We start from the raw sequence: 24,833 nt of genomic DNA, 5'->3' as shown, positions 1-24,833 counted from the left end.
AATGGCATCCGGTGTAAAACCCCGCGTCAAGGTTCCAAAGACAGCCGCTGCTGGTGAAACCATAACGATCAAGACACTGATCAGTCACAAGATGGAAAGCGGCCAGCGTAAGGACAAAGAAGGAAACGTCATCCCGCGTTCGATCATCAATCGGTTCACCTGCGAGTTTAATGGGGAAATGGTGGTTGACGTTACCATGGAGCCGGCGATTTCGACCAATCCGTACTTCCAGTTTGAAGCAACAGTGCCAGAAGCCGGTGAGTTTGTTTTCACCTGGTACGATGACGATGGCTCTGTCTACGACGAGAAGAAAACGATCGAGATTGCTTAACGGCTCGACCACTAAGGAAGGTCAGCGCTGGTTGCAAATTCTGGCGCTGGTCCACTAAGGGAGGAACGCAATGAATACCAAGGCACTAACGGCTATCGCGGCAGTTCTGGTTTTCCCAGTGGCAGCAATGGCCGGTCCTGACGAAGAGAATCTTGTGATCAATGACGAGCTGAACATGACCTCGGTCACTGAAGCTCCGGCACATCTGGAAAATCTGGACACGATCTATTCGGGTTGGCATTTCCGCACGGATGAAACGCAAGCGCTCCAAATTGATGATTTCGACAATCCGGCGATGATCTTCGTTGATCAGGCCGCCGATCTCTTCCAGACGGTTGATGGTGCCGCTGGCGAGAGCTGTGCCTCCTGCCACGATGGGGTGGAAAGCTTCAAAGGATTGCAGGCGTCGATGCCAAAGGTTGATGCCGAAAGTGGCAAGCTGGTGGTTATGGAAGATCTGATCAACAAGTGCCGTACGGACCGCATGGAGGCAGATGCCTGGAAATGGTCTGGTGGTGACATGCAGGGTATGGTCGCCTTGATCGGTCTGCAGTCACGCGGTTTGCCAATGAACGTCGCTATTGACGGCGATGCCGCCCCGTTCTGGGAACAGGGTAAAGAAATGTACTACACCCGCTTTGGCCAACTGGAACTGAGCTGTGCCAATTGTCACGAAGAAAACTGGGGCAACATGATCCGAGCGGACCACCTGAGCCAAGGTATGATCAACGGGTTCCCGACATATCGTCTGAAACAAGCCAAGCTGATCTCGCGCCACAATCGTTTCCGCGGCTGTATTCGCGATACGCGGGCGGAAACTTTTGCCGAAGGATCGGACGAGTTTCGCGCGCTTGAGCTTTATGTGGCCTCGCGTGGCAACGGGCTTTCAGTCGAAACTCCTGCAGTACGTCAATAGCGAACGACCCGCGTGGACAATGTCCTGCGCGGGTTTTTCCAGAAAGATAACATTCACACATTTATATGTGTTATAAGAGAGCTGATAGATGATTTCTCGACGTGACTTCTTGCAAGTTTCAATGGCTGCATCGGCTTTGTACGGGGCGTCCGGGTTCGGTAACTGGGTCAGACTTGCCGCGCAGCAAAGCCTAACGCAGGATCAATTGCTGGAGTTCGAAACCTTCGGCAATATCAGCCTGATCCATGTCACCGATATTCACGCGCAACTCAAACCGATCTATTTCCGCGAACCCGAGATAAACCTTGGTATTGGCGATGCACGAGGGCAGATGCCGCATGTCACAGGGGCGGCGTTCCGCAAGGCCTACGGGATCGAAGATGGAAGCCCGTCGGCCTATGCGCTGACCTACAATGATTTCTCTTCGCTGGCCAAGACCTATGGTCGGGTTGGCGGATTGGACCGAGTCTCAACTGTCATTAACGCCATTCGTGCTGACCGCCCTGATGCCCTGCTACTGGACGGGGGCGATACTTGGCACGGTTCCTACACCTGCTATCAGACGGCCGGTCAGGACATGGTCAATGTCATGAACGCTCTGAATCCCGATGCTATGACCTTCCATTGGGAGTTCACGTTGGGCAGCGACAGGGTTAACGAAATCGTCGAAGGTTTGCCCTTTGCGGCCTTAGGTCAAAACATCTTTGATGCCGAGTGGGACGAACCTGCAGAATTGTTCCAACCCTACAAGTTTTTTGATCGGGGCGGAGCAAAGGTTGCTGTTATCGGGCAAGCGTTTCCTTACATGCCAATCGCGAACCCAGGCTGGATGTTCCCAGAATATTCGTTCGGTATCCGGGATGAAAACATGCAGGCCATGGTCGACGAGGTTCGCGATGCTGGCGCTGATGTCGTTGTCGTCCTCAGCCACAACGGCTTTGACGTGGACAAGAAGATGGCAGGTCGGGTGCAAGGGATCGACGTGATCCTTAGCGGCCACACTCATGACGCGCTGCCGGAGCCGGTTCTGGTCGGAAAAACGCATATCATCGCGTCTGGTTCGAACGGAAAATTCGTCAGCCGCGTCGATCTCGACGTGAGGGACGGGCAGATGATTGGGTTGAAGCACAAGCTGATCCCTATCTTCTCTGACGTCATCGCTCCTGATCCTAAGATCACCGCTCTGATAGATGATCAGCGCGCGCCGTTTGAAGCTGCGCTGAGTGAGGTGATTGGCAAAACGGATTCGTTGCTCTACCGCCGCGGCAACTTTAACGGCACCTGGGATGACCTGATTTGCGATGCCCTGATCAATGAGCGTGAGGCAGACATCGCGATGTCGCCTGGCGTCCGTTGGGGACCCTCAATCCTGCCGGGACAAGATATCACGCGCGAGGACATCTGGAACGTCACATCGATGTCGTATCCCAATGCCTATCGCACAGAAATGACAGGCGAATTCATCCATGTGATCCTCGAGGATGTCGGTGACAACCTGTTCAACCCCGACCCTTACTACCAGCAGGGCGGCGATATGGTCCGCGTCGGTGGTCTTGGCTACCGCATCGATGTGACCAAACCACAAGGGCAGCGGATCAGCGAAATGACCCTGCTCAAAACGGGTGAAGCGATTGATCCATCGAAAACCTACGTCGTGGCTGGTTGGGCCAGTGTCAACGAAGGCACTGAAGGTCCACCGATCTGGGATGTCGTCGAAAACCACATTCGCAACCTTGGCACCGTCACGGTGCAAGAGAACACCAGTGTCGATGTTGTCGGCGCTTAAGAAACAGATGGAGACCTAAGAGATATGGATGACGCGTTCAAACCGTCCCGCCGGGCCTTCCTGAAAGGCAGTGCTGCGGTCGCCGCAGGGTCAGTTGCGGGTGCGGCAGCGGCAGACACGCCCGATCCACTTATAACAGAGCTTCAGGATTGGGCGTCTTACACGGGTGCCGGTGTCGATGAGTCACCTTATGGAATGCCGATCAGCTTCGAATCTCATGTCGTTCGGCGCAACGTGGAATGGCTGACCGCCTCTCCGATTTCGTCGATCAACTTCACACCGATCCACGCGCTTGATGGCACGATCACTCCGCAAGGATGCGCTTTTGAGCGCCATCACTCAGGCGCGATCGAGCTACGCAAGGAGGATTATCGCCTGATGATCAACGGGCTGGTCGATCGCCCGCTGGTCTTTACCTACGATGACATCGAGCGGTTCCCTCGCGAAAACCATGTGTATTTCTGCGAATGTGCGGCAAATACCGGTATGGAGTGGGCGGGTGCGCAACTCAACGGCGTCCAATTCACCCATGGCATGATTCACAACATGGAATACACCGGTGTTCCGCTGCGTACGCTGTTGCAGGAAGCAGGCGCCGATATCTCACCCGACAAATGGGTCTATGTTGAGGGCGCAGACGCGTCATCCAATGGCCGCTCCATCCCGATGGAAAAAGCACTGGATGACGTGTTGGTGGCTTTCAAGGCAAATGGTGAAGCACTGCGCATGGAACATGGATACCCTGTGCGACTGGTTGTTCCCGGGTGGGAAGGCAACATGTGGGTCAAGTGGCTACGCCGCATCGAAGTTGTCGATGTGGCGGTCGAAAGCCGAGAAGAAACATCAAAATACACTGATGTCTACGCCGATGGCACAGCCCAGAAATGGACGTGGGTGATGGATGCAAAATCCGTCATCACCTCACCCAGCCCGCAAATGCCGATCAAACACGGACCGGGACCCCTGGTCATTTCCGGGCTTGCCTGGTCAGGCCATGGGCAAATTACGCGGGTCGATGTGTCCAAGGACGGTGGGATCACCTGGGAGACGGCGCGTCTTGGCAAGCAGGGCGACAGCAAGGCTTTGACGCGTTTCTATCTCGATACGAACTGGGACGGAGCACCAATGCTTTTGCAGGCCCGGGCGATAGATGAGACCGGCTATGTGCAGCCGACCAAAGACCAGCTACGCGAAAAGCGCGGAGAGAACTCGGTCTACCACAACAACTGTATCCAGACTTGGTACGTGAGCGCAGAAGGGATCGCCGAGAATGTCGAAGTCTCTTAGTCATGTTTTCCTGCCTGTATTCGGCGGCACGGCGTTGGTGCTTGCGGCGGCAGTGGCCATTGCGAACCGGAACTACGGCCAATCGCAGATAGAAACCTTGGAAACCCGGATCAGTCAGGTTGAGGCGCATGCAGCTACAGCCCAGGAAAACGCGCAAGCAGAGGCCAACCGGGCAGCCGAACTGGCAGCCAAGGTCGAAGAAATCCAGACCGCAGCGGCCGAGCGTGTCGCAAACGGGATGAACCTGACCGCGCCTGCGCCCAACAATGAGGGCACATACGGGCTTGGGCGCCCCGCGCTGGAGCAAGAGATTGCTGCCTGGGACGTCGATGTCTTGCCCGATGGGCGTGGCTTGCCGGTTGGATCAGGCGATGTCTGGACTGGAGAAGAAGTGTTTGTCGACCGGTGTGCGTCCTGTCACGGAGAGTTTGCCGAAGGCGCCGACAATTGGCCTGTTCTGGCCGGCGGCTTCGAAACGCTCGCCGACGAAGATCCTGTGAAAACTGTCGGGTCTTATTGGCCGCATTTGTCGACCGCTTGGGACTACATTTCCCGCTCAATGCCATTTGGCGAAGCGGGTACGCTTACGGCGGATGAGACCTACGCAATCGTCGCCTATATCCTTTATTCCAATGACCTGGTGGATGACGATTTCGTTCTCAGCAATGAAAACTTCACCGATTTCGAGATGCACAACAAGGATGGGTTTGTCGTCGATACGCGACCTGAGACTGAGTACGCAGGATGGCGAGAAGAGCCCTGCATTGAGAACTGCAAAACAGAGGCCGCTGTTACTATGCGCTCTGTATTTCTGGTTGAAACGCCACCAGAAGGCGGTTCGAATTCGGTCATGAACGAAGCCAGCGCGGACGATTTGCCGACGTTCACGGCGGAAGGGCCCTCGTTTATTCCGGCCGCAGCGCCAAAGCCTGAGGAAGAAGCCGCCGCAACACCGGCTGTTCAAGAAATCGACAAGGCTGACCAGACTACGGAACTGTTCGCAGCCGGTGAGAAGGTCTTCAAGAAATGTAAATCCTGCCATCAGGTTGGTGACGGTGCAAAGGACAGTACGGGTCCGGCGCTGAACGGGGTTATAGGGGCCAACGCAGGGTCGGTTGAAGGGTTCAAATACTCCAAAGCTATGAAAACAGCTGCCGAGTCTGGTCTTGTTTGGACCGAAGAAGAAATGGCGGCCTTCCTGGCAAAACCCAAGGACTACATGAATGGTACACGCATGTCCTTTGCTGGGCTTAAGAAACCAGACGATATTGAAGCCGTGATCGTTTACCTCAAGTCGTTCGGAAGCTGATCATGCGCTGGTCGAACATTTTGAAGTGCGCTGCGGTTATGGTTGCTATCGCCCCATCCACCCACGCCGCCGAAGACCTCGGCGACGCCGAAGCTGGGAAAAAAGTGTTCGCCAAATGCAAAGGCTGCCATCAGGTTGGCGAAGGAGCAGAGAACAAAATAGGCCCGCATCTAAACGGTGTTTTTGGTCGGAAAGCCGCAGGTCTCGAGGGATTTAACTATTCCAAGAGTCTTGTGCGCGCGGGTAACTCGGGTCTGGAATGGCACGCTGACACTCTGTCCGCCTACATCGAAAACCCACGCGCATTTGCGTCAGGCACGAGGATGAGTTTTCGCGGTTTGAAAGACCCGGAAGACCGAGCCAACGTGATCGCGTATTTGCGGGGGTTTTCAGACAATCCCCGAGATATCCCGGAAGCGGATCCAACCGCGAAAGGCACGGATCATTCTATCGATCCCGCGATTCTCGCGATTCAAGGAGATCCTGAGTACGGCGCATATCTCAGCAGCGAATGCACAACGTGTCACCAGATCGAAGGTGGCGATAAGGGCATTCCCTCGATTGTGTATTGGCCTGACGAAGACTTCGTAGTCGCCATGCACGCTTACAAAGACAAACAGCGGCCACATCCGGTCATGCAAATGATAGCCGGACGGCTGAGCAATGACGAAATCGCGGCATTGGCCGCATACTTCAATAATCCAGACTGACAGTGTGTAAGGGGAGGAAACGCGATGACACTCAATAGACGAGTATTTCTTGGAGCCGCCGGGGTAGTGGCCGCGGGTCTATCTGCCCCGATGGTGCTGGCTCAAGGCAAGCCCCGCGTAGTGGTTGTCGGCGGAGGTGCGGGCGGTGCGACTGCCGCGCGGTACATCGCCAAAGACAGCAAAGGTGAGATTGACGTGACGCTGATCGAGCCGTCTCGGACCTACTACACCTGTTTCTTCTCAAACCTTTATCTGGGAGGTTTTCAGGAGCTATCGGACATCGCCCACAGCTATGGCACGCTTGCCGCGAACTACGGTATCAACGTCGTGCATGATTGGGCCACTGGGGTCGACAGCGACGCAAAGACGGTGTCATTGGCAGGTGGCGGGTCAGTTCCTTATGACAAGCTAATCCTTAGCCCGGGTATCGACTTTGTTGATGGTGCGGTCGATGGCTGGGACCTCTCGGCCCAAAATAAGATGCCGCATGCTTACAAAGCTGGTTCTCAGACAGAGCTTTTGAAAGCGCAGATCATGGCGATGCCCGAAGGCGGTACCTTCGCGATAGTCGCTCCTCCCAACCCGTACCGTTGCCCGCCCGGGCCGTATGAACGGGTTTCGATGGTGGCGCACGTGCTGAAGGCAAACAACCCAACAGCAAAGATCATTGTAGCCGATCCGAAGCCGAAGTTCTCGAAAATGGCTTTGTTCCAAGAAGGCTGGGGAAACAACTACGAAGGAATGGTCGACTGGATCGGCGAAGATTTCGGCGGTGGCAGTGTATCCGTGAATCCGGATGCAATGACGGTGACCATCGACGGCGAAGAGACAAAGGTCGATGTCTGCAATGTGATCCCAGCGATGAAAGCCGGTCGCATTGCGGAAATGGCGGGAGTGACCGATGGCAACTGGGCACCAGTAAACGCTGCGGACATGTCCTCCAAAGCCGATCCGCATATCTACGTTCTTGGTGATGCCAGCCAGCAGGGTGACATGCCGAAATCCGGTTTTTCGGCAAACAGTCAGGCAAAGGTCTGTGCGAATGCGGTACGAGGTGCGTTGACCGGGTCTAAAGTATTCCCGGCCAAGTTCTCGAACACATGCTGGTCGCTGATCGATACCGATGATGGCGTTAAGGTTGGCGCAACCTATGAGGCGACGCCAGAAAAGATTGCGAAAGTCGATGGCTTTATCAGTCAAACCGGTGAAGATGCCGATTTGAGAAAAGCGACTTACGAAGAGTCACTGGGGTGGTACGCCGGTATCACGTCGGACATGTTTGGTTGAGGCAATCGGGGGCTTTGACCGGTGTCAAAGACCCCGATGATCAATCTGAGAAAATGCGGTTCAGGAGGAGGACTAAAAACATGAAACACTTTATCGCCGCAGCCGCGTTTTCCACTGTTCTGGCGAGCCAAGGGCTTGCAGAAGAGATCATCACTATCCCCTTCGACGGCAGTTTTGATGATGCAACGTTCGCCGTCGAGTCCGCTATTGTGGGACAGGGACTGGTCATCGACTATGTAAGCCACGTCGGCGACATGTTGAATCGAACAGGCGCTGATGTCGGCAGCGACAAACAGATATTTGCAGCTGCAGACATCTTCATCTTCTGCTCGGCAAAAATCTCGCGTGAAGTGATGGAAGCAGACCCGATGAATATTGGCTTCTGCCCCTATGGGATTTTTGTAGCCGAAGGCGACGATGGCGTGATGGTTGGATACCGAAGCTATCCTGATGGACCAATGCAAAAGGTTCAGGCCCTGTTGTCCGAGATCGTAGAAGAAGCCGTTGGGAACTGAAATGAACTATCAGCAGTTTTTTCGTGGTCAACTCGACCAGCTTCAGGAGGAAGGGAACTACCGGGTCTTTGCGGATCTCGAAAGGCAGCGTGGCGCGTTCCCGACAGCGCGTAGCTACGCGGAAAATGGCCCCGAGAAAGTCACTGTGTGGTGCTCAAATGATTATCTGGGGATGGGTCAGCACCCCAATGTTATTGCAGCAATGCACAAGGTGATCGATGAGGTTGGTGCCGGAGCGGGAGGAACGCGGAATATCTCTGGAACGACCCACCAGCATGTTCTGCTGGAGCAAGAGCTTGCTGACTTGCACGGCCAGGACGCTGCGCTGCTGTTTACGTCCGGTTACGTCTCGAACTGGGCTGCCTTGGGAACATTGGCGTCTCGCATTCCGGGCATCACAGTCTTATCTGACGAGTTAAACCATGCCTCGATGATCGAAGGAATTCGCCACAGTCGTTGCCAAAAGCGTATCTGGAAACACAATGATTTAGCCGACCTTGAAAGGCACCTTGCTGAACTTCCTGCCAATGAACCGAAGCTCATTGCGTTTGAGAGCGTCTATTCCATGGATGGCGATATTGCACCAATTGCCGAGATCTGTGATCTGGCTGATCGCTATGGTGCGATGACCTATTTGGATGAGGTTCACGCCGTAGGGCTTTATGGACCACGCGGCGGAGGCATTGCCGAACGCGAGGGCCTGATGGATCGGCTAACCGTCATTGAGGGGACATTGGGCAAAGCATTCGGCGTAGTTGGTGGATACATCGCGGCGTCGAAAGAGCTTGTCGACTTTGTGCGATCCTTCGCCAGCGGGTTTATCTTTACCACTGCATTGCCTCCCGCCGTGGCCGCAGGAGCTGCTGCTTCGGTTCGGCACCTGAAGCATAGCAATTCGGAACGACATCTACACCAGCAGCGTGTGCGCGAGGTGCGAGACAGGCTGGACGATCTGGGCATTCCGCATACACCGAACCCAAGTCACATAATTCCGGTCATGGTCGGCGATCCGGTCAAGTGTCGCTTCATCTCTGACGTGCTGATGCGTGACTATGGAATTTACATCCAGCCGATCAACTATCCAACCGTCCCCAAGGGAACGGAACGTCTACGGATTACACCTTCCCCAGTGCATTCCACCGACGACGTGGATCGACTGGTGTCTGCCTTGGGTGAGCTATGGACGCAATGCCAATTGGCGCGCAGGCCAATGGCCGCTCAATGACAATGACAACTTGACCGAAGACAAGGACGCGCAAGCAACCAAGTGAGAGTCTCCGTTGATGGAAAGGCTCATCGATTTGTTGGGAGACCCTGGCGCTTTGGCATTTGCCGGTGCGCTTGTCGGTATCTTGTTCGGCGTGACGGCCCAGAAGTCTCACTTTTGTTTGAGAGCGTCGGCCATCGAAGTCGCCGAAGGCGAGCTTGGTCCTCGCCTGGCTGTCTGGCTGATCGCCTTCACCGCAGCGCTCACCTTAGTGCAGGCGTTTGTCGCGTTTGAGTGGTTAGACCTTTCCGAGACACGCGCGATTGCGTCGACGGGCAGCCTCAGCGGCGCAATAATTGGCGGAGCGATGTTCGGCGTTGGTATGGTTCTGGCGCGTGGGTGTGCATCTCGCCTGTTGGTATTGGCCTCCTGCGGTAATCTGCGCGCCCTGATTACAGGATTGGTTTTAACCTTAGTGGCTCAGGCTGCTTACACAGGCGTTCTTAGTCCCGCCCGCGAATTGCTTTCCGGGATATGGACTGTCTCAGGAGGCGCCTCGAGAGATCTTTCAGAAATACTTGGATTTTCGCCAGTGGCTTATACAGCCGTTGCAGCGTTGGGATTGGTGTCGGCAATTGCATTCGCATTCCACCGGAGAGTCGCGCCAATCAGGATCGTAACAGCCGCAGGAGTTGGCGTGGCGGTGGCGCTTGGCTGGTTAATGACATTTGCCATCGCGCAAGCATCATTTGAAGTCGTGCCTGTTTCGTCAGTCACGTTCACCGGACCGGCTACGGATACACTGATGGCGTTGGTTGCCGAGCGAAACGTCGTGTTGTCCTTCGGTATCGGCCTTGTTCCAGGCGTAGCAATTGGTGCCGCAGGCTCGGCCCTAACTGCAGGGGAGTGGAAGATCGAACGTTTTGGTCCGGATACGCCGATGGAACGCTACCTTGTTGGAGCTGTTTTCATGGGGTTTGGAGCCATGCTGGCAGGAGGTTGCGCTGTAGGTGCAGGGCTTTCGGGAGGGTCCGCCCTGTCATTGACGGCGTGGCTTGCCGTTTTCTTCATGTGGGTTGGAGCGATCAGCACACATAGGTTATTGAGGCGAATACCTGTTCCTCAAAGGTCCTGAGTCATTCGAATTCCATTTGCTCAAATACGCGCCCGGCATTTTTTGTCGCCAGTTCCTCAAACGTGTCCAAATGGGCATACGGTGACTGATCGACATAGTAAGCCTCTGCCAGATCGCCGCCGGCATCCATGTGCTCTTGGATCTTGGCGCGCAGATAGACCAGGTAGTCCCGTGTGTAACGGCGCACCTGATCCATGTTCGTCGGATGACCATGTCCGGGGATGACATATGTGGCTCCCAAAGCTTCGAACTCGTTGTCCCATGTTTCAAGCCAATCCGCTGTATAGGTCTCTTGGAAGATCGGTAGCATTCGCTCGTGAAACGCCATGTCACCTGCGATGACAAGGCTTTGGTTAGGCAGCCAAATCGAGATATCGCCGGGACTATGGGCCGGCCCGAGATATTTGGCCTCAATCTGGAAATCACCCATTTCAAAAACGTATTCATCCTCGAATGTCTCGGTTGGGCCTGCCAGGAAGGTTCTTTCCGCCTTGTCCTGATTGTACCGTTGCATCCCTTCAAGGATCTGAGGGCCGTATTCCTCGAATTCAGCCGCAGCATCCGAATGGGCGATAATTGGAACGCCGAGCTCTGACCAGTAGGCGTTGCCAAGCATCGCGTGCCCCTGACCATTCTCGTTGAAGACAAGCTTAACCGGCTGATCCGTGATCGCCTGAATTTCCTGGTGAAGCGCTTCAGCAAGCACATAGGCCGCGCCGCCGTTTATGACGATCACGCCCTCCCCGGTTACGATGAAACTGAGATTGTTGTTATGACCAGAGTTCTCGTAGGTCGGCGGGGCGGTTGCGCCAATGGCAGAATAGACGCCAGGTATGTATTCGACCGGTTTGGAATACAGAACACTTTGCGGGTATTGGTCTGCAATATCCTCGCTTGCCCAAGCTGGTGTGGCCAGGGCCAAGACAATCGCCAGCGATCGCATCACTATTGTTCTCCAATGAACTTATAAGCAGACCCAGTCTTCTCCACCCGGCCGATTCCACCATTCGGCAGGTGGAAACCAACTATTTTCATTTGCTCGTGTGAAATCTGATCCAGCAGCGAATTCCGAGTTGCTGCGGCCGCCTGTGGATCCTGATCCGTGCCGCTGTGCCAGTCGGGTCGATCAAAAGCTATGTGTGGGTTTCCCAGCGCGTCGCCGACAATCATCACGGAGTCACCGCCGCTACGAATTTCAAACGCCATGTGACCGGGCGTATGTCCAAAGCTTGCGCGTGCTGCAATACCGGGAAGGATCTCTTGCCCGTCGTCAAAGAACGCGACCTGATCCTCAATTGCTTCCATACGCCGTTTCGCGCCGACTGCGAACGCAGCGCGATCTTCTCCAATGGTATCCACCGTTGAGGGGTTCCACCAATAATCCCACTCATTACGGCCAAAGTGATGCGTGGCGTTGGGGAACAGAAGGTCGTCGAAATCATCCAAAACGCCCCAAATGTGATCCGGGTGCGCATGGGTGAAGATCACATGCGAGATGTCTTCGGGCGACAGGTCGGTTGTTTCAAGAGTCTCCAGAAGCTTACCAGAAGTGGGCATGAAATCTGGCCCAGCTCCTACATCGAACAGCACGGAGTTTTGATCATCTCGATAAAGTGCCACGTTGCACTCTGGCTCGTACTTGGTCGCGTCCACCTTGTAGTTGTCCAAAAGCTGCCGGAGTTCTTCCTTCGGCATGGCACCAAAGATCATATCCGGAGGCAAGGACAGGTACCCGTCTGACATGGTTGTGATGCGACCCGACGCACCGAGTTGTGACTCTGCCCACCCGATCTTGGATTGAACTCCAAGCGCAGCGATACACGTGGCGCCATACAAGAATCTGCGTCGTGAAAACTCATTTCGATCCATTAGCAATCAATAAAATGAATATATTAATTTGTAAATGACGTAAGGTGGGGTCTTTCCAGAAGAACTAGAGTTGAGGCGGGCAGGGGCTTTCGCAGCATTTACTCTATGAAATAAAAACTCCAATCAAGCACCTCAAGACAGCTCCAATGTTATTCGCCTTGCGGTGGAGCTGTATACAGGCGTCATGTCCTATGCAATTTGCTCGTCGCTCGATGTCTGCTCTGTCCGCAAAGAGGTCACTCATGACTTTTCAGCGAACGTTTGCATCTGGCTTTAAAACGGACACGGATGAGCGAATAGCCTGCCGCTGTCTGAGGTTTTGTATTCGGGAAAAATCGAAAAAAGAAGCGTGGGCGGGGTTCCGATGGCAGCCGCAGCATTTCTCAGAAAATCAAAAATTTTTTCGAAAGGAGTGACGGGCCGTGGGGGCGCAAGCTCCACTCGCTCCCGTGTTTTTGTCGGGGGGGGGGTATTTTCGGGATTTTGCCTGACCTGACAAAGCCCACCCCGACGCCTACCTTTCGATCGACGAAGCCTCACTGCATGCTGGTACTAGGTCGATCTCATTGTGTATCTCGATCGCCGTTGGTTTCGGGTTTCGCGGGTAGGATAACACAGGCCAAGTCGCGCGTATTCTCATTATGTCAGCGGCGCAGTAGCACTTTACGCCATCTCGCTGGATACACTCGTGGTAGTCTGCCCCGACATATGTCCGGTCACGGCGCTTGCCTACTCGAATGCGGATTAGGAGAACAGGTTGCAGGTCGTTGTGCCAGCGGATGTCACAGGCCGCACAGGCATGGATGTCCCTGCCGAGGCTACCGAACACCCGTGTGGCGACCTCCACGGCGTCGGGATTACCATCCAGAAATTCGAATATGAGGGGCGTCGCCTCAATGGTGACGACACCGGACTTGCGGGCCTGTGCGGCGCGCTTCCTGCGCTCATGACGGTTCGTTAGCGGGCCTCGAAATGATGGTTTGCGCCAAAAAGAGCCAAAATGCGCCTAGTGCAACGCCCACCTATATTTGAAAAAACCTGAAATCGTGTTTTTGAGTTTTTGCAAACATACCTGCGCGGACGAGTTGGCGCTTTTGGGGGTGCATCGGCGCAAATGCAATGAAATCGAATACTTAACCTTTTTCACTTTTCGACCCTGCAGACATTTTCATATAGAAAATTCGGGCGCTTTCGCTGATTTCAGGTGCATCTTTCGTCCGCTCAACGCGAAACACCCATCTGGTCTTTCGACCGGTGCGACTTCCGAGGTTCATGCGCGCGGCCCTGAGCGTGTAGGCGTCATCAACCTTGGTGTCGCGGTTGCGTCGCAGGTATCCCGTCACCGCTTGGTTGGATGGTCTCGTGTCGCCCGAGAACGCCCGGTTGCGGGTTATGTGTGTTCGGCTGATTTGGCAGGTAGGGGTGCTGGTGTCAAGGGCAGGAGCGAGGGGCCAGCCCCTCGCGCACCCCGGGATATTGAGAGCCAGATGAAGAGGGATCCGGGAATTGCACTTGGGCACGTGGCGTGCATGATGCTGCAAAAGGATAGAGGGTCTCATGGCAGCGACAAGTTTTCTCGAGACGGCGCAGGGGCGGCGGCTGGCTTATCACAAGAGCGCGGGGACAGGACCGACTATCGTTTTCCTGGGCGGGCTGAAGTCGGATATGGAAGGCACCAAGTCCGTGCATCTGGAGGCCTGGGCGCAGGTGCGGGGGCAGGCGTTTTTACGGTTCGATTACTCCGGGCACGGTGAAAGTTCGGGGGCATTTACCGATGGCTGCATCGGTGATTGGCATGAAGACACCGTCGCGGCGGTGACAGCGCTGACCGATGGGCCTTTGATCGTTGTGGGGTCGTCCATGGGAGGATGGCAGGCGTTGTTGCTGGCCAAGACGATGCCAGATCGAATTGCGGGCATAGTTACAATTGCTGCTGCGCCGGATTTTACCGAAGATGGTTATTGGGCAGCATTCAGCGATGAACAAAAGGCTGCGCTGGACAGCGTTGGTCACGTGGAACTGCCCTCTGACTACATGGAGCCCTATATCATCACCAAGCAAATGATCGAGGATGGGCGGCAGCGATTGGTTCTGCGAGACCCGCTTCATCTGCCCTTTCCAGTGCGTTTCTTACAGGGAACAGCCGACACGGCGGTGTCCACGGAAACTGCTGTGCGGTTGCTGGATCACGCGACCGGGCCAGATATGCGCCTGTTGCTGGTCAAGGAAGCAGACCACCGGTTCTCGGACGGACCTTGTCTGAGGATGATCGAAGACGCGGTTTTAGACGTGTTGGGAGCTGTCTGATGCGGCGTTTTGGTTGGGTTCTGGGGCGGATTTTTCTGGCGTTGATCGTCGCCTGCGGCGTGATCTACTGGTTCGGACCACGAGAGGAAGTCGATCTGCATCCAAGCTTTGATTCCCGTAAGTTTGGCGAAGGGGTGCAGGTCTATTTTGAAAGCACCGAAGCCGCGTTCGACGATATTGTTCCAGGTGTCGAAAAGCGTGTGGTCTGGCGGGAGGGATTCAAGGAACAGCGCACGCCCTATTCTGTTCTGTACATCCACGGCTTTTCAGCAAGTTCCGAGGAAATCCGACCCGTTCCAGATCTGGTGGCAGACGCGCTGGGGGCAAATCTTGTCTACACACGCTTGCAAGGCCATGGCCGGGTTGGACCTGCGATGGCGGAAGGCACGGCCTCGGGCTGGATGCAGGACGCTGCTGAAGGCTTGGCTGCGGCGCGCGCCGTTGGGGACAAGGTGATCGTGATTTCAACCTCGACCGGAGGGACGCTTGCCGCTGCTGCTGCTTTGGATGCCGATCTCAGCGCGGATGTCGTCGGCATGGTTTTTGTGTCTCCAAACTTCGGCGTAAATACCGTCGCTGCGTGGGTGCCTTCCTTGCCTTGGGCGAGGCGTTGGTTGCCGATCCTGATGGGGCCAGAGCGTGACGTGTCAGGACCGGACACTGAGAAAAACAAATACTGGTCAGCAGTTTACCCATGGGAAGCAGTCGTGCCGATGTCTGTTCTGGTGGATACGGTGTATGCGCTGGATTTTTCACAGGCTTCGGTGCCGGCGTTGTTTTGGTTTTCGGACGATGATCAGGTCGTACGCCCCGACAGAACACATAAGGTCGCCGAGGCCTGGGGCGCGCCCGCAACGGTCGAGTTGGTCACGATGGGGTCTGGGGACGATCCCGCGTCACATGTCATTGCGGGGCGGCTGATGTCACCGGGACAGACTGATGCCGCCGTTGCGGGTATTCTAGGGTGGTTGAAAGAGCTGGGCGTCGAATGAAGCCCGACCGGAGTTGAGGAGACGGAATGAGAAAACCGGGGAGTATGTGGAGCCTGGAGACTTTGGGTCGCGTCCGCCTGTCCCGGCACTTTTTCATGCGTGACTTCCTTTATTCCGAGATTGGCAATTTCCACAAGAAACAGAATATTCCAGACAATCCGGATCTGGCGATTGAGACAGGGTGCGCATTTTGCGAAACCCTGCTGGACCCATTGGAGGAAACCTTTGGTCGGATCGCTGTGCGATCAGGGTACAGGTCGCCGTCGTTAAACCAGTTCGGCAATGAAAATCGACTAAACTGCGCCCGCAATGACAACCCGCTGGAATGCCATATCTGGGATCGAGGCGAAGGCGATGCGCGAATCGCCGGTGCGTCAATCGTCATCCCCTGGTTTGCGGATCAATACGCGCAGGGGCGCGACTGGCGCGATCTGGCGTGGTGGATGCACGATCATCTTGACTATTCCGAGATCTGGTTCTTTCCGAAGCTCTGCGCGTTCAATCTTGTGTGGCGGCCCAAACCATTGCGCAGGATTGACAGCTATATCGCGCCACGCGGATGCCTGTTGAAGCCTGGCGCGGAACCGGTTGAAAACAGATCCGAGCGACAACGCCGCTATAGTGATTTTCCTGTGTTTCGGGCAATTGCCTATCCGTGAAGTTTCCCTTGCCCGGTCGCGGCAAACCTTCCATCCTGTCAGGAAAGAGAAGAGCTCGGATAGCCGAGCGGATGGAGGCCCCCGCGTGATCGAGCCGCTGGTGTTCTTGCCTGGATTTATGTGTGATGCCCGACTGTTTCGCCCTCAGGTCGAGCTGTTGTCCCGCACGCGGGCAGTGACAGTTGCGCCTGTATCCGGTGGCGAGCGGATTGAAGAAATCGCTTCGGGTCTGTTGGACCAGCTGCCGCATCGTTTCGCGCTGGCCGGTCTGAATCTTGGGGGCGTCGTGGCACTGGAGTTGATCCGACGGGCACCGGAACGCGTTTCGCGCTTATGCTTGATGGCTACTGACGCGCAGGCAGATACACCGCAAATAGCGGCCAGCAGGGAAGATCTGATCATTGCAGCTCAAGGCGGTCGGCTGGAAGAGGGGATGCGTAAACTTGTGGGGTCTGACGCTCTGGCGCCGGGGCCGCAGCGTATTCCCATCCTAAACGATCTTCTGGCAATGGCTGAGGGGATGGGGGTCGAGACCTTTGTACGTCAGATGCGCGCTTTACAGTGCCGCTCCGACCAGCAAGCCGCTTTACGGAAGATCAAGGTGCCCGCATTGGTACTGTGCGGTGCGCACGACACTCTGACGCCGGTCCGGCGGCATTCCTTCATGGCCGATCTGATCCCGGGCGCTGAACTGCATGTTATTGAAAACGCGGGGCATCTGTTGCCCATCGAGGCACCTGAAGCCGTGAACGAAGCTTTGCAGAACTGGCTCAACGCCCCGCAGCGTTTCGACTAGGGGTAAAGTGTCGCGCGTTCTTCTTTCGTGATAACCAGCGGTGTGACAACTGGCTCACCGGTTTCACGGTCGAAAAACGGTGTGTTCCTCCACCGTCCTGACAGGCGCGAACCTGCGACGCGGCGCAGTAGCCCAAAGGCCGCAAACCTTATTTTCTCATGTTTTTGCTTGCCGTTCGGCTGAGGGACAAACCCACGTGTCGTCACGGGTCCCAGAACCGAAATGTCACCTGTAAATCTGCGAACAATAAACCCGGTAAAGGGAAGATTTGGGCCAGGTGGAGTTGTTGCCAGCGGGTCATTGCAGCAACTGGCGTACCATCGCAGCATCCCCTTGGGGCTAAGCCTCATGGCCGCAAGAAATTTTTTGCCTTTGGTGATCTCAATTTCATCCGGTGCCATCTGCAGGATATCGACGGCTCCGGGCGCTGGGTCCGGTCGTTTGAAATACAGCTGCGCGGCCCGGCAATCGTGGCAGAAACACGCGACATGCGTCCCTTGCCGGACACCCCGTGCTGAAATGTTCCCCCGCAAGCTGCCGCACTGACAGGAAAAGGCGAGACCGCTATACGCAGGCTCGCTCATGTTTTTCAGGCTACTTTGTTGGTGTTGGCAGCGTTGCGGCGCTTGTTGCGGCTGTTTTCGTTCATGAAATCAATCACAAGCGGGCGGATGTTGTCACGCCAACTGCGGCCCGCGAAGATGCCATAGTGGCCTGCGCCGGGTTCCACATGGCTTGCCTTTTTGCTGTCGGGCAGGCCGGTGCACAGATCAAGCGCGGCAATGCACTGTCCGGGGGCTGAAATGTCGTCGTTTGCCCCTTCGACTGTTTTCACCGCCACATTGGTAATCTTGGACATGTCCACCTTGTGACCGGCAACGACAAACTCGTTCCGCGCAATCTCGCGGTTCTTAAAGACACGCTCGACGGTCGACAGATAAAACTCGGCGGTCATGTCCATGACGGCCAGATATTCATCATAGAAGCGGTTATGGGCGTCCATATCCGAGGCTTCGTCACGAATGACGCGTTGGATCTGATCCGAAAACGCTTTGGAGTGCCGTTCGGCGTTCATTGACATGAAAGAGGCCAGTTGCAACAGCCCCGGATAAACCATGCGGCCGACGCCTTTGTACTTGAAGCCAACACGCTGGATCATTGTCTCTTCCAGCTGGCCCATTGTGACGCGTCGTCCGAAATCGGTCACATCAGTTGGTGTCGCATCAGGATCCACCGGTCCACCGATCAGGGTCAATGTGCTGGGTTGCGCCTTGGGTTCAACCTCGGCCAAATAAGCTGTGGCCGCAAGGGTCAGGGGCGCAGGCTGGCATACGGCAACAACGTGGGTGTCGGGGCCCAGCTCTTTCATAAAATCGACAAGATAGAGGGTGTAATCCTCGACATCGAACTTGCCCGCAGACACAGGAATATCGCGCGCGTTATGCCAATCGGTGATGTAGACTTCGCAATTGACCAGCAGGCTTTTTACGGTCGAGCGCAGCAGGGTCGCGTAGTGGCCGGACATGGGCGCAACCAAAAGGACCTTGCGTGGCTGTTCTTCGCGGCCATTGACGCGGAAATGGACCAGATCGCCAAAGGGGCGTTCAAGAACGGTTGTGACTTCGACCAGATGATCTTTCCCGTCTTCACAGGTGAAGGTCCGGATGCCCCAGTCAGGTTTGACAACCATCCGTTGGAAGGTCCGCTCGGTCACTTCCCCCCAGGCCGCCATCCAGTTGAACGTGGGGTTGGGCACCATGGAAAACATCGGATAAGATGCCATCGCGCTGGCCGTCGCACCCAGCCATTGGTTGGTGTTGCGCATGGTTTCCATAAGGTCGTAGGTCGTCATGTAGCGCATAAATGGGGCCTCCTGAGTGTCAGCCTGAGAGTTCGGACCATTCGTCGCTTTGCCCCCCAGCACCCACGACGTTATTCTGCATAGCAGCGAGGTTAGGGGGGAATTGTTAAAATGACAACAAGTGAAGACCAAATGCCAGACGTATCAGACGAACATATTGAACGCCTTAAAGAAAATATGGGTAAGGTCGAGCGGCTCTCGAAACGTCTGATCGATGTCATGGCGTCAAAAAAGTCGCACACCCCCGCTTTGGATGGCCCGAATCAAGAGCTTTTTGCACGAGCAGCAACAGCCTATTGGGCCGAGGCTTGGCAAAATCCCGCCAAACTGTTGGAACAGCAGATAGAATTTTGGGGAAAGTCGGTTCTGAACTTCGCTGAAGCGCAGCAAGCCCTGACAACCGGTGAAGTGGAGGACGAAGAAGCCAAGCCCGGGGACAAGCGCTTTGCCAACCCCATGTGGGAAACCAACCCTTATTTCCGTCTTATCCGTCAACAGTACCAAACCAACGCTCAGGCCATTGCGCAGGCTGTCGCCTCGGTCGACGATTTGGATGCCAAGGACAAGCGGCGCTTGCAGTATTTCTCGCAGCAGATAATCGACATGATGTCGCCGACCAATTTTCTGGCGACAAACCCGGATGCGCTGCAAAAGGCGGTCGAAACCGAGGGTCAATCGTTGATTCAAGGGTTGGAGAACCTTGTTGCAGACCTGGAAGCCAATGATGGCGAACTGGTCGTGAAGCTGGCAGATGAAAGCGCATTCGAGGTTGGTGGAAACCTGGCAACCACGCCGGGAGACGTGGTTTACCGCAATCGGATGATGGAACTGATCCAGTACAAACCTGCGACGGATACTGTGCATGAGACACCGATCGTCTTGTTCCCGCCCTGGATCAACAAGTTTTATATTCTGGACATGAAAGCCCAGAACAGCCTGATCAAGTGGATCACCGAGCAAGGTTACACCCTGTTTGTTGTAAGCTGGGTCAATCCGGATGAAAGCTATGCCGAAACCGGCATGGAGGATTATATTCAGGACGGCTTTTTGACGGCAATCGACGTTGCCAAGAAGATCTGCAAGGTCAAACAGGTCAATACAGTTGGCTACTGCATCGCGGGCACCACGCTCAGCCTGACTCTGTCACTGCTGAAACAGCGTGGCGACAAGTCGGTAAAATCGGCAACGCTGTTCACGGCGCTTACGGATTTTTCTGATCAGGGCGAATTTACACCATTCCTGCAAAACGATTTCATCGACGGGATTGAGGAAGAGGTGAACAAGGAAGGTGTGCTGCGCTCGTGGATCATGGCACGTACGATGTCATTCCTGCGGTCGCGCGATCTGATCTATGGACCGGCAATTCGCAGTTATATGATGGGCGAGATGCCTCCGGCCTTTGATCTGCTGTATTGGAACGGCGATGGCGCGAACCTTCCGGCCAGAATGGCCGTCGAGTATCTGCGCGGTCTGTGTCAACGCAACGAGTTTGCAACAGACGGTATTGAGCTGATGGGACACAAGTTGTCCGTCAGTGATGTGGACGTGCCCTTGATGGCCATTACCTGTGAAACCGATCATATCGCCGCCTGGAAAGACTGCTATCGTGGTGTTCAGAAGATGGGATCGCGGTCGAAGACTTTCGTGGTTTCAGAGTCGGGTCATATTGCAGGTATTGTGAACCCGCCAAGTAAAAAGAAATACGGGCATTACACAAACCCGGACCTGAAAGCGGATTCTGCTACCTGGCTGAAAGAGGCGGATTATCACGAAGGGTCCTGGTGGCCAATGTGGGACGCCTGGCTGAAGAAACGGTCCGGCAAACAAGTGCCTGCGCGCGTTGCCGGCGATTCGGATTATCCCAGCCTTGCACCCGCTCCGGGGACGTATGTTTTGGCAAATCCAAACGTCTGATTTCATTTTGAAACTTAAATTATTCTGCGCTGCAGCAAGAAAAAACTTGCAATGCTGCGTCGCAGCATTCATATTGTCCTCAAGCTGATGAAGCCCGGGGTGGGCCCGGACCGGCTAAAAGGATTAGGACAATGGCAAAGACCCAAGACTTTAGCGCGATCATGAAAGACATGATGGGCGCGTTCCCGGTGGACACCACCGCAATGGAAGATGCATTCAAATCGACCGCTTCGCTGAACGAGAAGCTGTCGGGTGTTGCTCTGGAAGCTGCTGAGAAATCGGCCGAGATCTCGAACAAATGGACCAAGGAAACCCTGGCCAAACTGACCGAGATGTCGAAAGCAAAGACAGAGCCTGCCGATTACGCAAAAGCGGCAACCGACTTTGCAAGCGCGTCGGCTGAAGTTGCAGCTGAAAACCTGGCTGCTTTCGCTGAAATCGCGAAAAAAGTTCAGACCGAAACCGTTGAGCTGCTGATGGCTGCTGGCAAAGACGTTGCAGAAGAAGCAACTGCTGCTGTCAAGAAAGCGACCGACGAGGTCACCACTGCAGCCAAAAAAGCTGCAACTGCAAAGTAAGAAACGTCCGCGAACCGCACCCAATCCTCCCATCTGGTGCAATCGCGTTGGGCAGGTCCATTGACCTGCCCTTTCTTTTTGTGCTGCGGTCGCATAACCTGTGCTGCAACGCATCATCCTTGGGGAGGGTACCCGGTGTCGGACCAAGAAAAACCGCTGCTGATCAAGCGCTATGCCAGCCGTCGGCTGTATAACACCGAGACCAGCGATTACGTGACGCTCGAAGATATTGCGGGGTTTATCCGCGAAGGGCGCGAAGTGCAGATCATCGACCTGAAAACCGGGGATGACCTGACACGTCAATATCTGCTTCAGATCATTGCCGAACATGAAAGCCGGGGCGAGAATGTGTTGCCGGTGAATGTGCTGAACGATCTGGTCCGCAGCTACATGGTGCCGGGCGGGGGAATGATGCCGCAATTCCTGCAAAGCTCATTCGAGATGCTGCGCGAAAGCCAAAGCAAGATGATGGAGAATATGAACGCCATGAACCCGATGTCGCAAATGCCGGGGTTCGACGCGATGCAAGCGCAGCAAAAAGCGTTCTTGAAAGCCATGACCGGTGGTTTGTCCGGCGGATGGTCCTCGCCAGACGAAGGCGAGGGCAAGGCAGAGCCCAAAGAAGATCTGGACGATATAAAGAAGCAGTTGGCAGAACTTCAGCAGAAGTTATCCAAGCTGAATTGAACTGATCTTGAAATGAAATGGCCCGCGTTTAGCGGGCCTTTTTCGTTTCAGGTGCCATAGACAGGTACTGGGCCGGTCACTTCACCCACCGAGGCCAACAGAATATCCGCGATCACGTCCAGCTCTTCGCGGGTCAAACGCACGGGAAGGCGCACATCACAGGCTTTCATCAGCATGGCGCGAGTCTGGGGCAGCTCGAATTTTTCGGGCATGAACTGCCAGTTCCAGAAAGCGCGGGCATTGTCCTCGCTCAGACCAAAGACCTGTACCTTCACGCCACGTGCCTCGGACGCGGCGGCAAAGGCGCGAATGTCGTCTTCGTGCATCCCAACCAGATTGAATTGAATCGAGTCTGGCGCGCGCTTCTCGGGTGCCAGCGGATCGGGAACGTTGATGTAAGTTGAGCTGTTAAGACGTTCGGCCACATAATCGTGGTTTGCCAGGCCGTCGCGTACACGGCGTGCCAGTTCCGGGATCTGCGGGCGGATCACCGCAGCACTCAGATTGCTCAGGCGCAGGTTGTACAGCGGCAGTTTATTCTGCCAGCGGGCAAAAGCTTCTTCCAGTTCGGGCGAATTGTCGCCATGCGGACCTTTGTGCTTCTTCCAGTTATGCTCATACGCGCCGGACATGATGACGGCGCGAGCGACCAGATCGGCATCGTCTGTGATCAGAATGCCGCCTTCGCCTGCATTGATCATCTTGTAGGACTGGAACGAGAAACAGCCGACCTTGCCAATGGTGCCTATATTGCGGCCATGCCATGTGGTGCCCAGCGAATGCGCGGCGTCTTCGATCACAGGAATGTCGCGCGCGTCGCACAGTTCCATGATTGCGTCCATGTCGGACGTATGTCCGCGCATGTGGCTGATGATCACTGCTTGAACGTTGCCCAGCTTGGCCTCGAAATCGGCCATGTCGATGCGATAGTTTTCGCCCACTTCGCACAGAACCGGAATACAGTCCGCGTGCACGACGGATGAAGGCACTGCCGCAAATGTAAAGCCAGGGATCAGAACACGCGCGTCGCGGGGCAAATCCAGCGCCTTGAGCGACAGGAACAACGCGGCAGAGCAGGACGATACCGCAAGCGCATATTTCGAGCCCAGCAATTCCGCGAACTCGGCTTCCAGCAAGGCCACCGGGGCATCTTGTGGCGCGGTATAGCGGAACAGATCGCCTGATTGCATCAAGGCGTCGATGGCTTCGCGGGCGGCTGCGGGGATGGGTTCGGCGTCATGGACGTTTGGTGGAAGCGTCATATTTGGATTTCCCGAATTCTATCTTTGGGAAAGATAAAGCTATTCACGAGGCAAGCCAAGCGCTCATTCGGCGCAGTGGCAAGAATTCACCAATCTGTCGTAAAGTACCTGGATCAGACCCCAAGCCGGTCGCGCAAAGCGAACCACGTCATCGCCAGCACCAGCAACGGGTTGCGCAAGGCAGGGCCGCCGGGGAAAGGCAGGGCAGGCACGCGCGCCATCGTGTCGAACCCCTCGGCCTGTCCCTGAATGGCCAGTGCCATGAGCTTCCCAGCATGGGTGGCGGTGCCGACACCATGGCCGGAATACCCCGAGGCTGACAGGATATTTGGTGCAACCCGGGCAAGGTAAGGCATCCGCCGCATGGTGATCGCAAGCGTTCCACCCCATGCATAGTCGATTTTGACATTGCGCAGATGCGGGAAAATCTCGGTCATGGGCTTGCGGACCTTGGCGGCAATGTCCGAAGGGAAACGGTAGCCGTAGCTTTCGCCGCCCCCGAACAACAGGCGACCATCCGCACTCAGGCGGAAATAGTTCACTACAAACTTGGTGTCCGCAACCGCGACATCCTGAGCCAGTACCCGCGCCGCATCGCTGCCCAAAGGTTCGGTGGCGGCAATGAAGTTGTTGATAGGCATGACCCGAGAGGCCACAGATCGATTGAGGTCGCCCAGATAGCCGTTGCAGGCCAGAATCACATGCTCGGCGCGGACACTCACGTTTGAGGTTCGGATCACCGCAGGCTGTGACTCATCTATCCCGGTGACCTCGGTGCTTTCGTAGATCCGAACGCCTGCTTTCGCTGCCGCTTTCGCCAACCCCAAGGCAAAGTTCAAAGGATGCAGGTGCGCCGCACCCATATCCAGATAACCGCCTTTGTATGCCGGGGACGGGCAGAGCGCGCGGCCTGCGTTTTCATCCAACAATTCGATCTGATCATAGCCGTACCGTTCAGACAGATGACCGGCATGATCATGCAACTCTTTCTGCTCTGAGGTGTTTAGGCCCAAAACCGCGATTCCGGGTTTCAAGTCACAGTTGATCTGGTGTTTGGCAATCAGGGACTTAACCAGATCCTTGGCGTCTTCGGCCAAATCCCACAGCTTTGCAGCATCCTCGTCGCCGACAAGACGTTCTAGATCTTCCTGATCCATCCGTTGCGCACTGCCCAACTGACCGCCGTTGCGGCCCGATGCGCCAAAGCCGACACGGTGTGCCTCAAGCAGCACGACATCGATCCCGGCTTCGGCCAGATGCAGCGCTGCGGACAGGCCGGTGTAACCGCCGCCGACAACACACACGTCCGCCTTGATATCTCCTGATAGCGCGGGAAAACGATCCATCGGGTTCGCCGTCGCGGCGTACCAGCTGGCAGGGTATTCGCCCCTGCGGTCATTGGAATAAAGCAGGTTCACGGTGTGT

The 24,833-nt window shown here is 55.5% G+C and carries 24 protein-coding genes; 18 read left to right on the top strand and 6 right to left on the bottom strand.

Annotated elements, in window-relative coordinates; genetic code table 11:
* Position 1 precedes the first annotated feature (1 nt).
* From soxZ to AC2FLD_RS10670, 10 genes are all read left to right on the top strand, one after another.
* Positions 2-331 carry a thiosulfate oxidation carrier complex protein SoxZ gene (gene soxZ, locus AC2FLD_RS10715; RefSeq protein ID WP_170394054.1) on the top strand — a complete coding sequence of 110 codons (330 nt, stop codon included), beginning with the start codon at positions 2-4 and terminating at the stop codon, positions 329-331.
* Positions 332-401: 70 nt separating this feature from the next.
* Entirely contained in the window at positions 402-1,247 is an 846-nt protein-coding gene (gene soxA / locus AC2FLD_RS10710) for a sulfur oxidation c-type cytochrome SoxA (protein WP_496669264.1), read from the top strand.
* A gap of 88 nt (positions 1,248-1,335) precedes the next feature.
* Complete coding sequence (gene soxB, locus AC2FLD_RS10705; RefSeq protein WP_496669262.1) at positions 1,336-3,033, top strand: thiosulfohydrolase SoxB; 1,698 nt, start codon at positions 1,336-1,338, stop codon at positions 3,031-3,033.
* Between the two features lie 24 nt (positions 3,034-3,057).
* A complete protein-coding gene (gene soxC / locus AC2FLD_RS10700) occupies positions 3,058-4,320 on the top strand; it encodes a sulfite dehydrogenase (RefSeq protein ID WP_496669260.1) in 1,263 nt (420 codons plus the stop codon).
* Positions 4,304-5,629 carry a c-type cytochrome gene (locus tag AC2FLD_RS10695; RefSeq protein ID WP_496669258.1) on the top strand — a complete coding sequence of 442 codons (1,326 nt, stop codon included), beginning with the start codon at positions 4,304-4,306 and terminating at the stop codon, positions 5,627-5,629. The genes soxC and AC2FLD_RS10695 overlap by 17 nt, the downstream gene beginning before the upstream one ends.
* A gap of 38 nt (positions 5,630-5,667) precedes the next feature.
* Complete coding sequence (locus tag AC2FLD_RS10690) at positions 5,668-6,339, top strand: c-type cytochrome (protein WP_496669314.1); 672 nt, start codon at positions 5,668-5,670, stop codon at positions 6,337-6,339.
* Between the two features lie 24 nt (positions 6,340-6,363).
* Positions 6,364-7,626 (top strand): FCSD flavin-binding domain-containing protein, encoded by a 1,263-nt coding sequence (locus AC2FLD_RS10685; RefSeq protein WP_496669256.1) that lies wholly within the window; start codon positions 6,364-6,366, stop codon positions 7,624-7,626.
* Between the two features lie 80 nt (positions 7,627-7,706).
* Entirely contained in the window at positions 7,707-8,141 is a 435-nt protein-coding gene (locus AC2FLD_RS10680) for a DUF302 domain-containing protein (RefSeq protein WP_496669255.1), read from the top strand.
* A 1-nt stretch (position 8,142) separates the two neighbouring features.
* On the top strand, positions 8,143-9,366 hold the full coding sequence (gene hemA, locus AC2FLD_RS10675; protein WP_496669254.1) for a 5-aminolevulinate synthase: 1,224 nt from the start codon (positions 8,143-8,145) through the stop codon (positions 9,364-9,366).
* 58 nt (positions 9,367-9,424) lie between these two features.
* A complete protein-coding gene (locus AC2FLD_RS10670) occupies positions 9,425-10,483 on the top strand; it encodes a YeeE/YedE family protein (protein WP_496669253.1) in 1,059 nt (352 codons plus the stop codon).
* A gap of 1 nt (position 10,484) precedes the next feature.
* On the opposite strand, the gene AC2FLD_RS10665 is transcribed toward AC2FLD_RS10670, so the two are convergent.
* Both AC2FLD_RS10665 and AC2FLD_RS10660 read right to left on the bottom strand, forming a co-directional pair.
* A complete protein-coding gene (locus AC2FLD_RS10665; protein ID WP_496669312.1) occupies positions 10,485-11,426 on the bottom strand; it encodes an MBL fold metallo-hydrolase in 942 nt (313 codons plus the stop codon).
* Between the two features lie 2 nt (positions 11,427-11,428).
* Positions 11,429-12,226: an MBL fold metallo-hydrolase gene (locus tag AC2FLD_RS10660; RefSeq protein WP_496669252.1), complete on the bottom strand. Its 798-nt coding sequence runs from the start codon at positions 12,224-12,226 to the stop codon at positions 11,429-11,431.
* Positions 12,227-13,109: 883 nt separating this feature from the next.
* Here AC2FLD_RS10660 and AC2FLD_RS10655 point away from each other — a divergent pair.
* The 5 genes from AC2FLD_RS10655 to AC2FLD_RS10635 all read left to right on the top strand — a co-directional run bounded on the left by AC2FLD_RS10655 (position 13,110) and on the right by AC2FLD_RS10635 (position 17,106).
* Positions 13,110-13,313 carry a hypothetical protein gene (locus AC2FLD_RS10655; RefSeq protein ID WP_496669251.1) on the top strand — a complete coding sequence of 68 codons (204 nt, stop codon included), beginning with the start codon at positions 13,110-13,112 and terminating at the stop codon, positions 13,311-13,313.
* 596 nt (positions 13,314-13,909) lie between these two features.
* Positions 13,910-14,659 (top strand): alpha/beta fold hydrolase, encoded by a 750-nt coding sequence (locus tag AC2FLD_RS10650; RefSeq protein ID WP_496669249.1) that lies wholly within the window; start codon positions 13,910-13,912, stop codon positions 14,657-14,659.
* Positions 14,659-15,651: an alpha/beta hydrolase gene (locus AC2FLD_RS10645; RefSeq protein WP_496669247.1), complete on the top strand. Its 993-nt coding sequence runs from the start codon at positions 14,659-14,661 to the stop codon at positions 15,649-15,651. The genes AC2FLD_RS10650 and AC2FLD_RS10645 overlap by 1 nt, the downstream gene beginning before the upstream one ends.
* Before the next feature lie 44 nt (positions 15,652-15,695).
* Complete coding sequence (locus AC2FLD_RS10640; protein ID WP_496669310.1) at positions 15,696-16,310, top strand: hypothetical protein; 615 nt, start codon at positions 15,696-15,698, stop codon at positions 16,308-16,310.
* A gap of 85 nt (positions 16,311-16,395) precedes the next feature.
* Positions 16,396-17,106: an alpha/beta fold hydrolase gene (locus AC2FLD_RS10635; RefSeq protein WP_496669245.1), complete on the top strand. Its 711-nt coding sequence runs from the start codon at positions 16,396-16,398 to the stop codon at positions 17,104-17,106.
* Here AC2FLD_RS10635 and AC2FLD_RS10630 read toward each other — a convergent pair.
* Both AC2FLD_RS10630 and phaZ read right to left on the bottom strand, forming a co-directional pair.
* Positions 17,103-17,690: a DUF6151 family protein gene (locus tag AC2FLD_RS10630; RefSeq protein WP_496669244.1), complete on the bottom strand. Its 588-nt coding sequence runs from the start codon at positions 17,688-17,690 to the stop codon at positions 17,103-17,105. The two genes, AC2FLD_RS10635 and AC2FLD_RS10630, sit on opposite strands and share 4 nt — an antisense overlap.
* Positions 17,691-17,695: 5 nt before the next feature.
* Positions 17,696-18,967: a polyhydroxyalkanoate depolymerase gene (gene phaZ, locus AC2FLD_RS10625; RefSeq protein ID WP_496669242.1), complete on the bottom strand. Its 1,272-nt coding sequence runs from the start codon at positions 18,965-18,967 to the stop codon at positions 17,696-17,698.
* A gap of 111 nt (positions 18,968-19,078) precedes the next feature.
* Between phaZ and AC2FLD_RS10620 the strand changes: the two genes are divergently transcribed.
* The 3 genes from AC2FLD_RS10620 (at position 19,079) to phaR (ending at position 22,146) form a co-directional block, all read left to right on the top strand.
* On the top strand, positions 19,079-20,881 hold the full coding sequence (locus AC2FLD_RS10620) for a PHA/PHB synthase family protein (RefSeq protein WP_496669240.1): 1,803 nt from the start codon (positions 19,079-19,081) through the stop codon (positions 20,879-20,881).
* Positions 20,882-21,012: 131 nt separating this feature from the next.
* Complete coding sequence (locus tag AC2FLD_RS10615; RefSeq protein WP_050602041.1) at positions 21,013-21,459, top strand: phasin family protein; 447 nt, start codon at positions 21,013-21,015, stop codon at positions 21,457-21,459.
* Between the two features lie 135 nt (positions 21,460-21,594).
* Positions 21,595-22,146, top strand: coding sequence for a polyhydroxyalkanoate synthesis repressor PhaR (phaR, locus tag AC2FLD_RS10610; protein ID WP_496669238.1), 552 nt, complete (start codon positions 21,595-21,597; stop codon positions 22,144-22,146).
* Between the two features lie 47 nt (positions 22,147-22,193).
* Here the strand turns inward: phaR and AC2FLD_RS10605 are convergent, their stop codons facing one another.
* The gene (locus tag AC2FLD_RS10605; RefSeq protein WP_496669236.1) at positions 22,194-23,408 is read right to left on the bottom strand and encodes a DegT/DnrJ/EryC1/StrS family aminotransferase; all 1,215 of its coding nucleotides are present in this window, start codon (positions 23,406-23,408) and stop codon (positions 22,194-22,196) included.
* A gap of 113 nt (positions 23,409-23,521) precedes the next feature.
* A complete protein-coding gene (locus tag AC2FLD_RS10600) occupies positions 23,522-24,826 on the bottom strand; it encodes an NAD(P)/FAD-dependent oxidoreductase (protein ID WP_496669234.1) in 1,305 nt (434 codons plus the stop codon).
* Positions 24,827-24,833: the final 7 nt, after the last annotated feature.

The sequence above is a fragment of the Ruegeria sp. CDSA021 genome (genome assembly GCF_059612325.1).
Note: the sequence above shows the minus strand (reverse complement) of the source record. Positions and strands in the feature narration are given on the sequence as shown.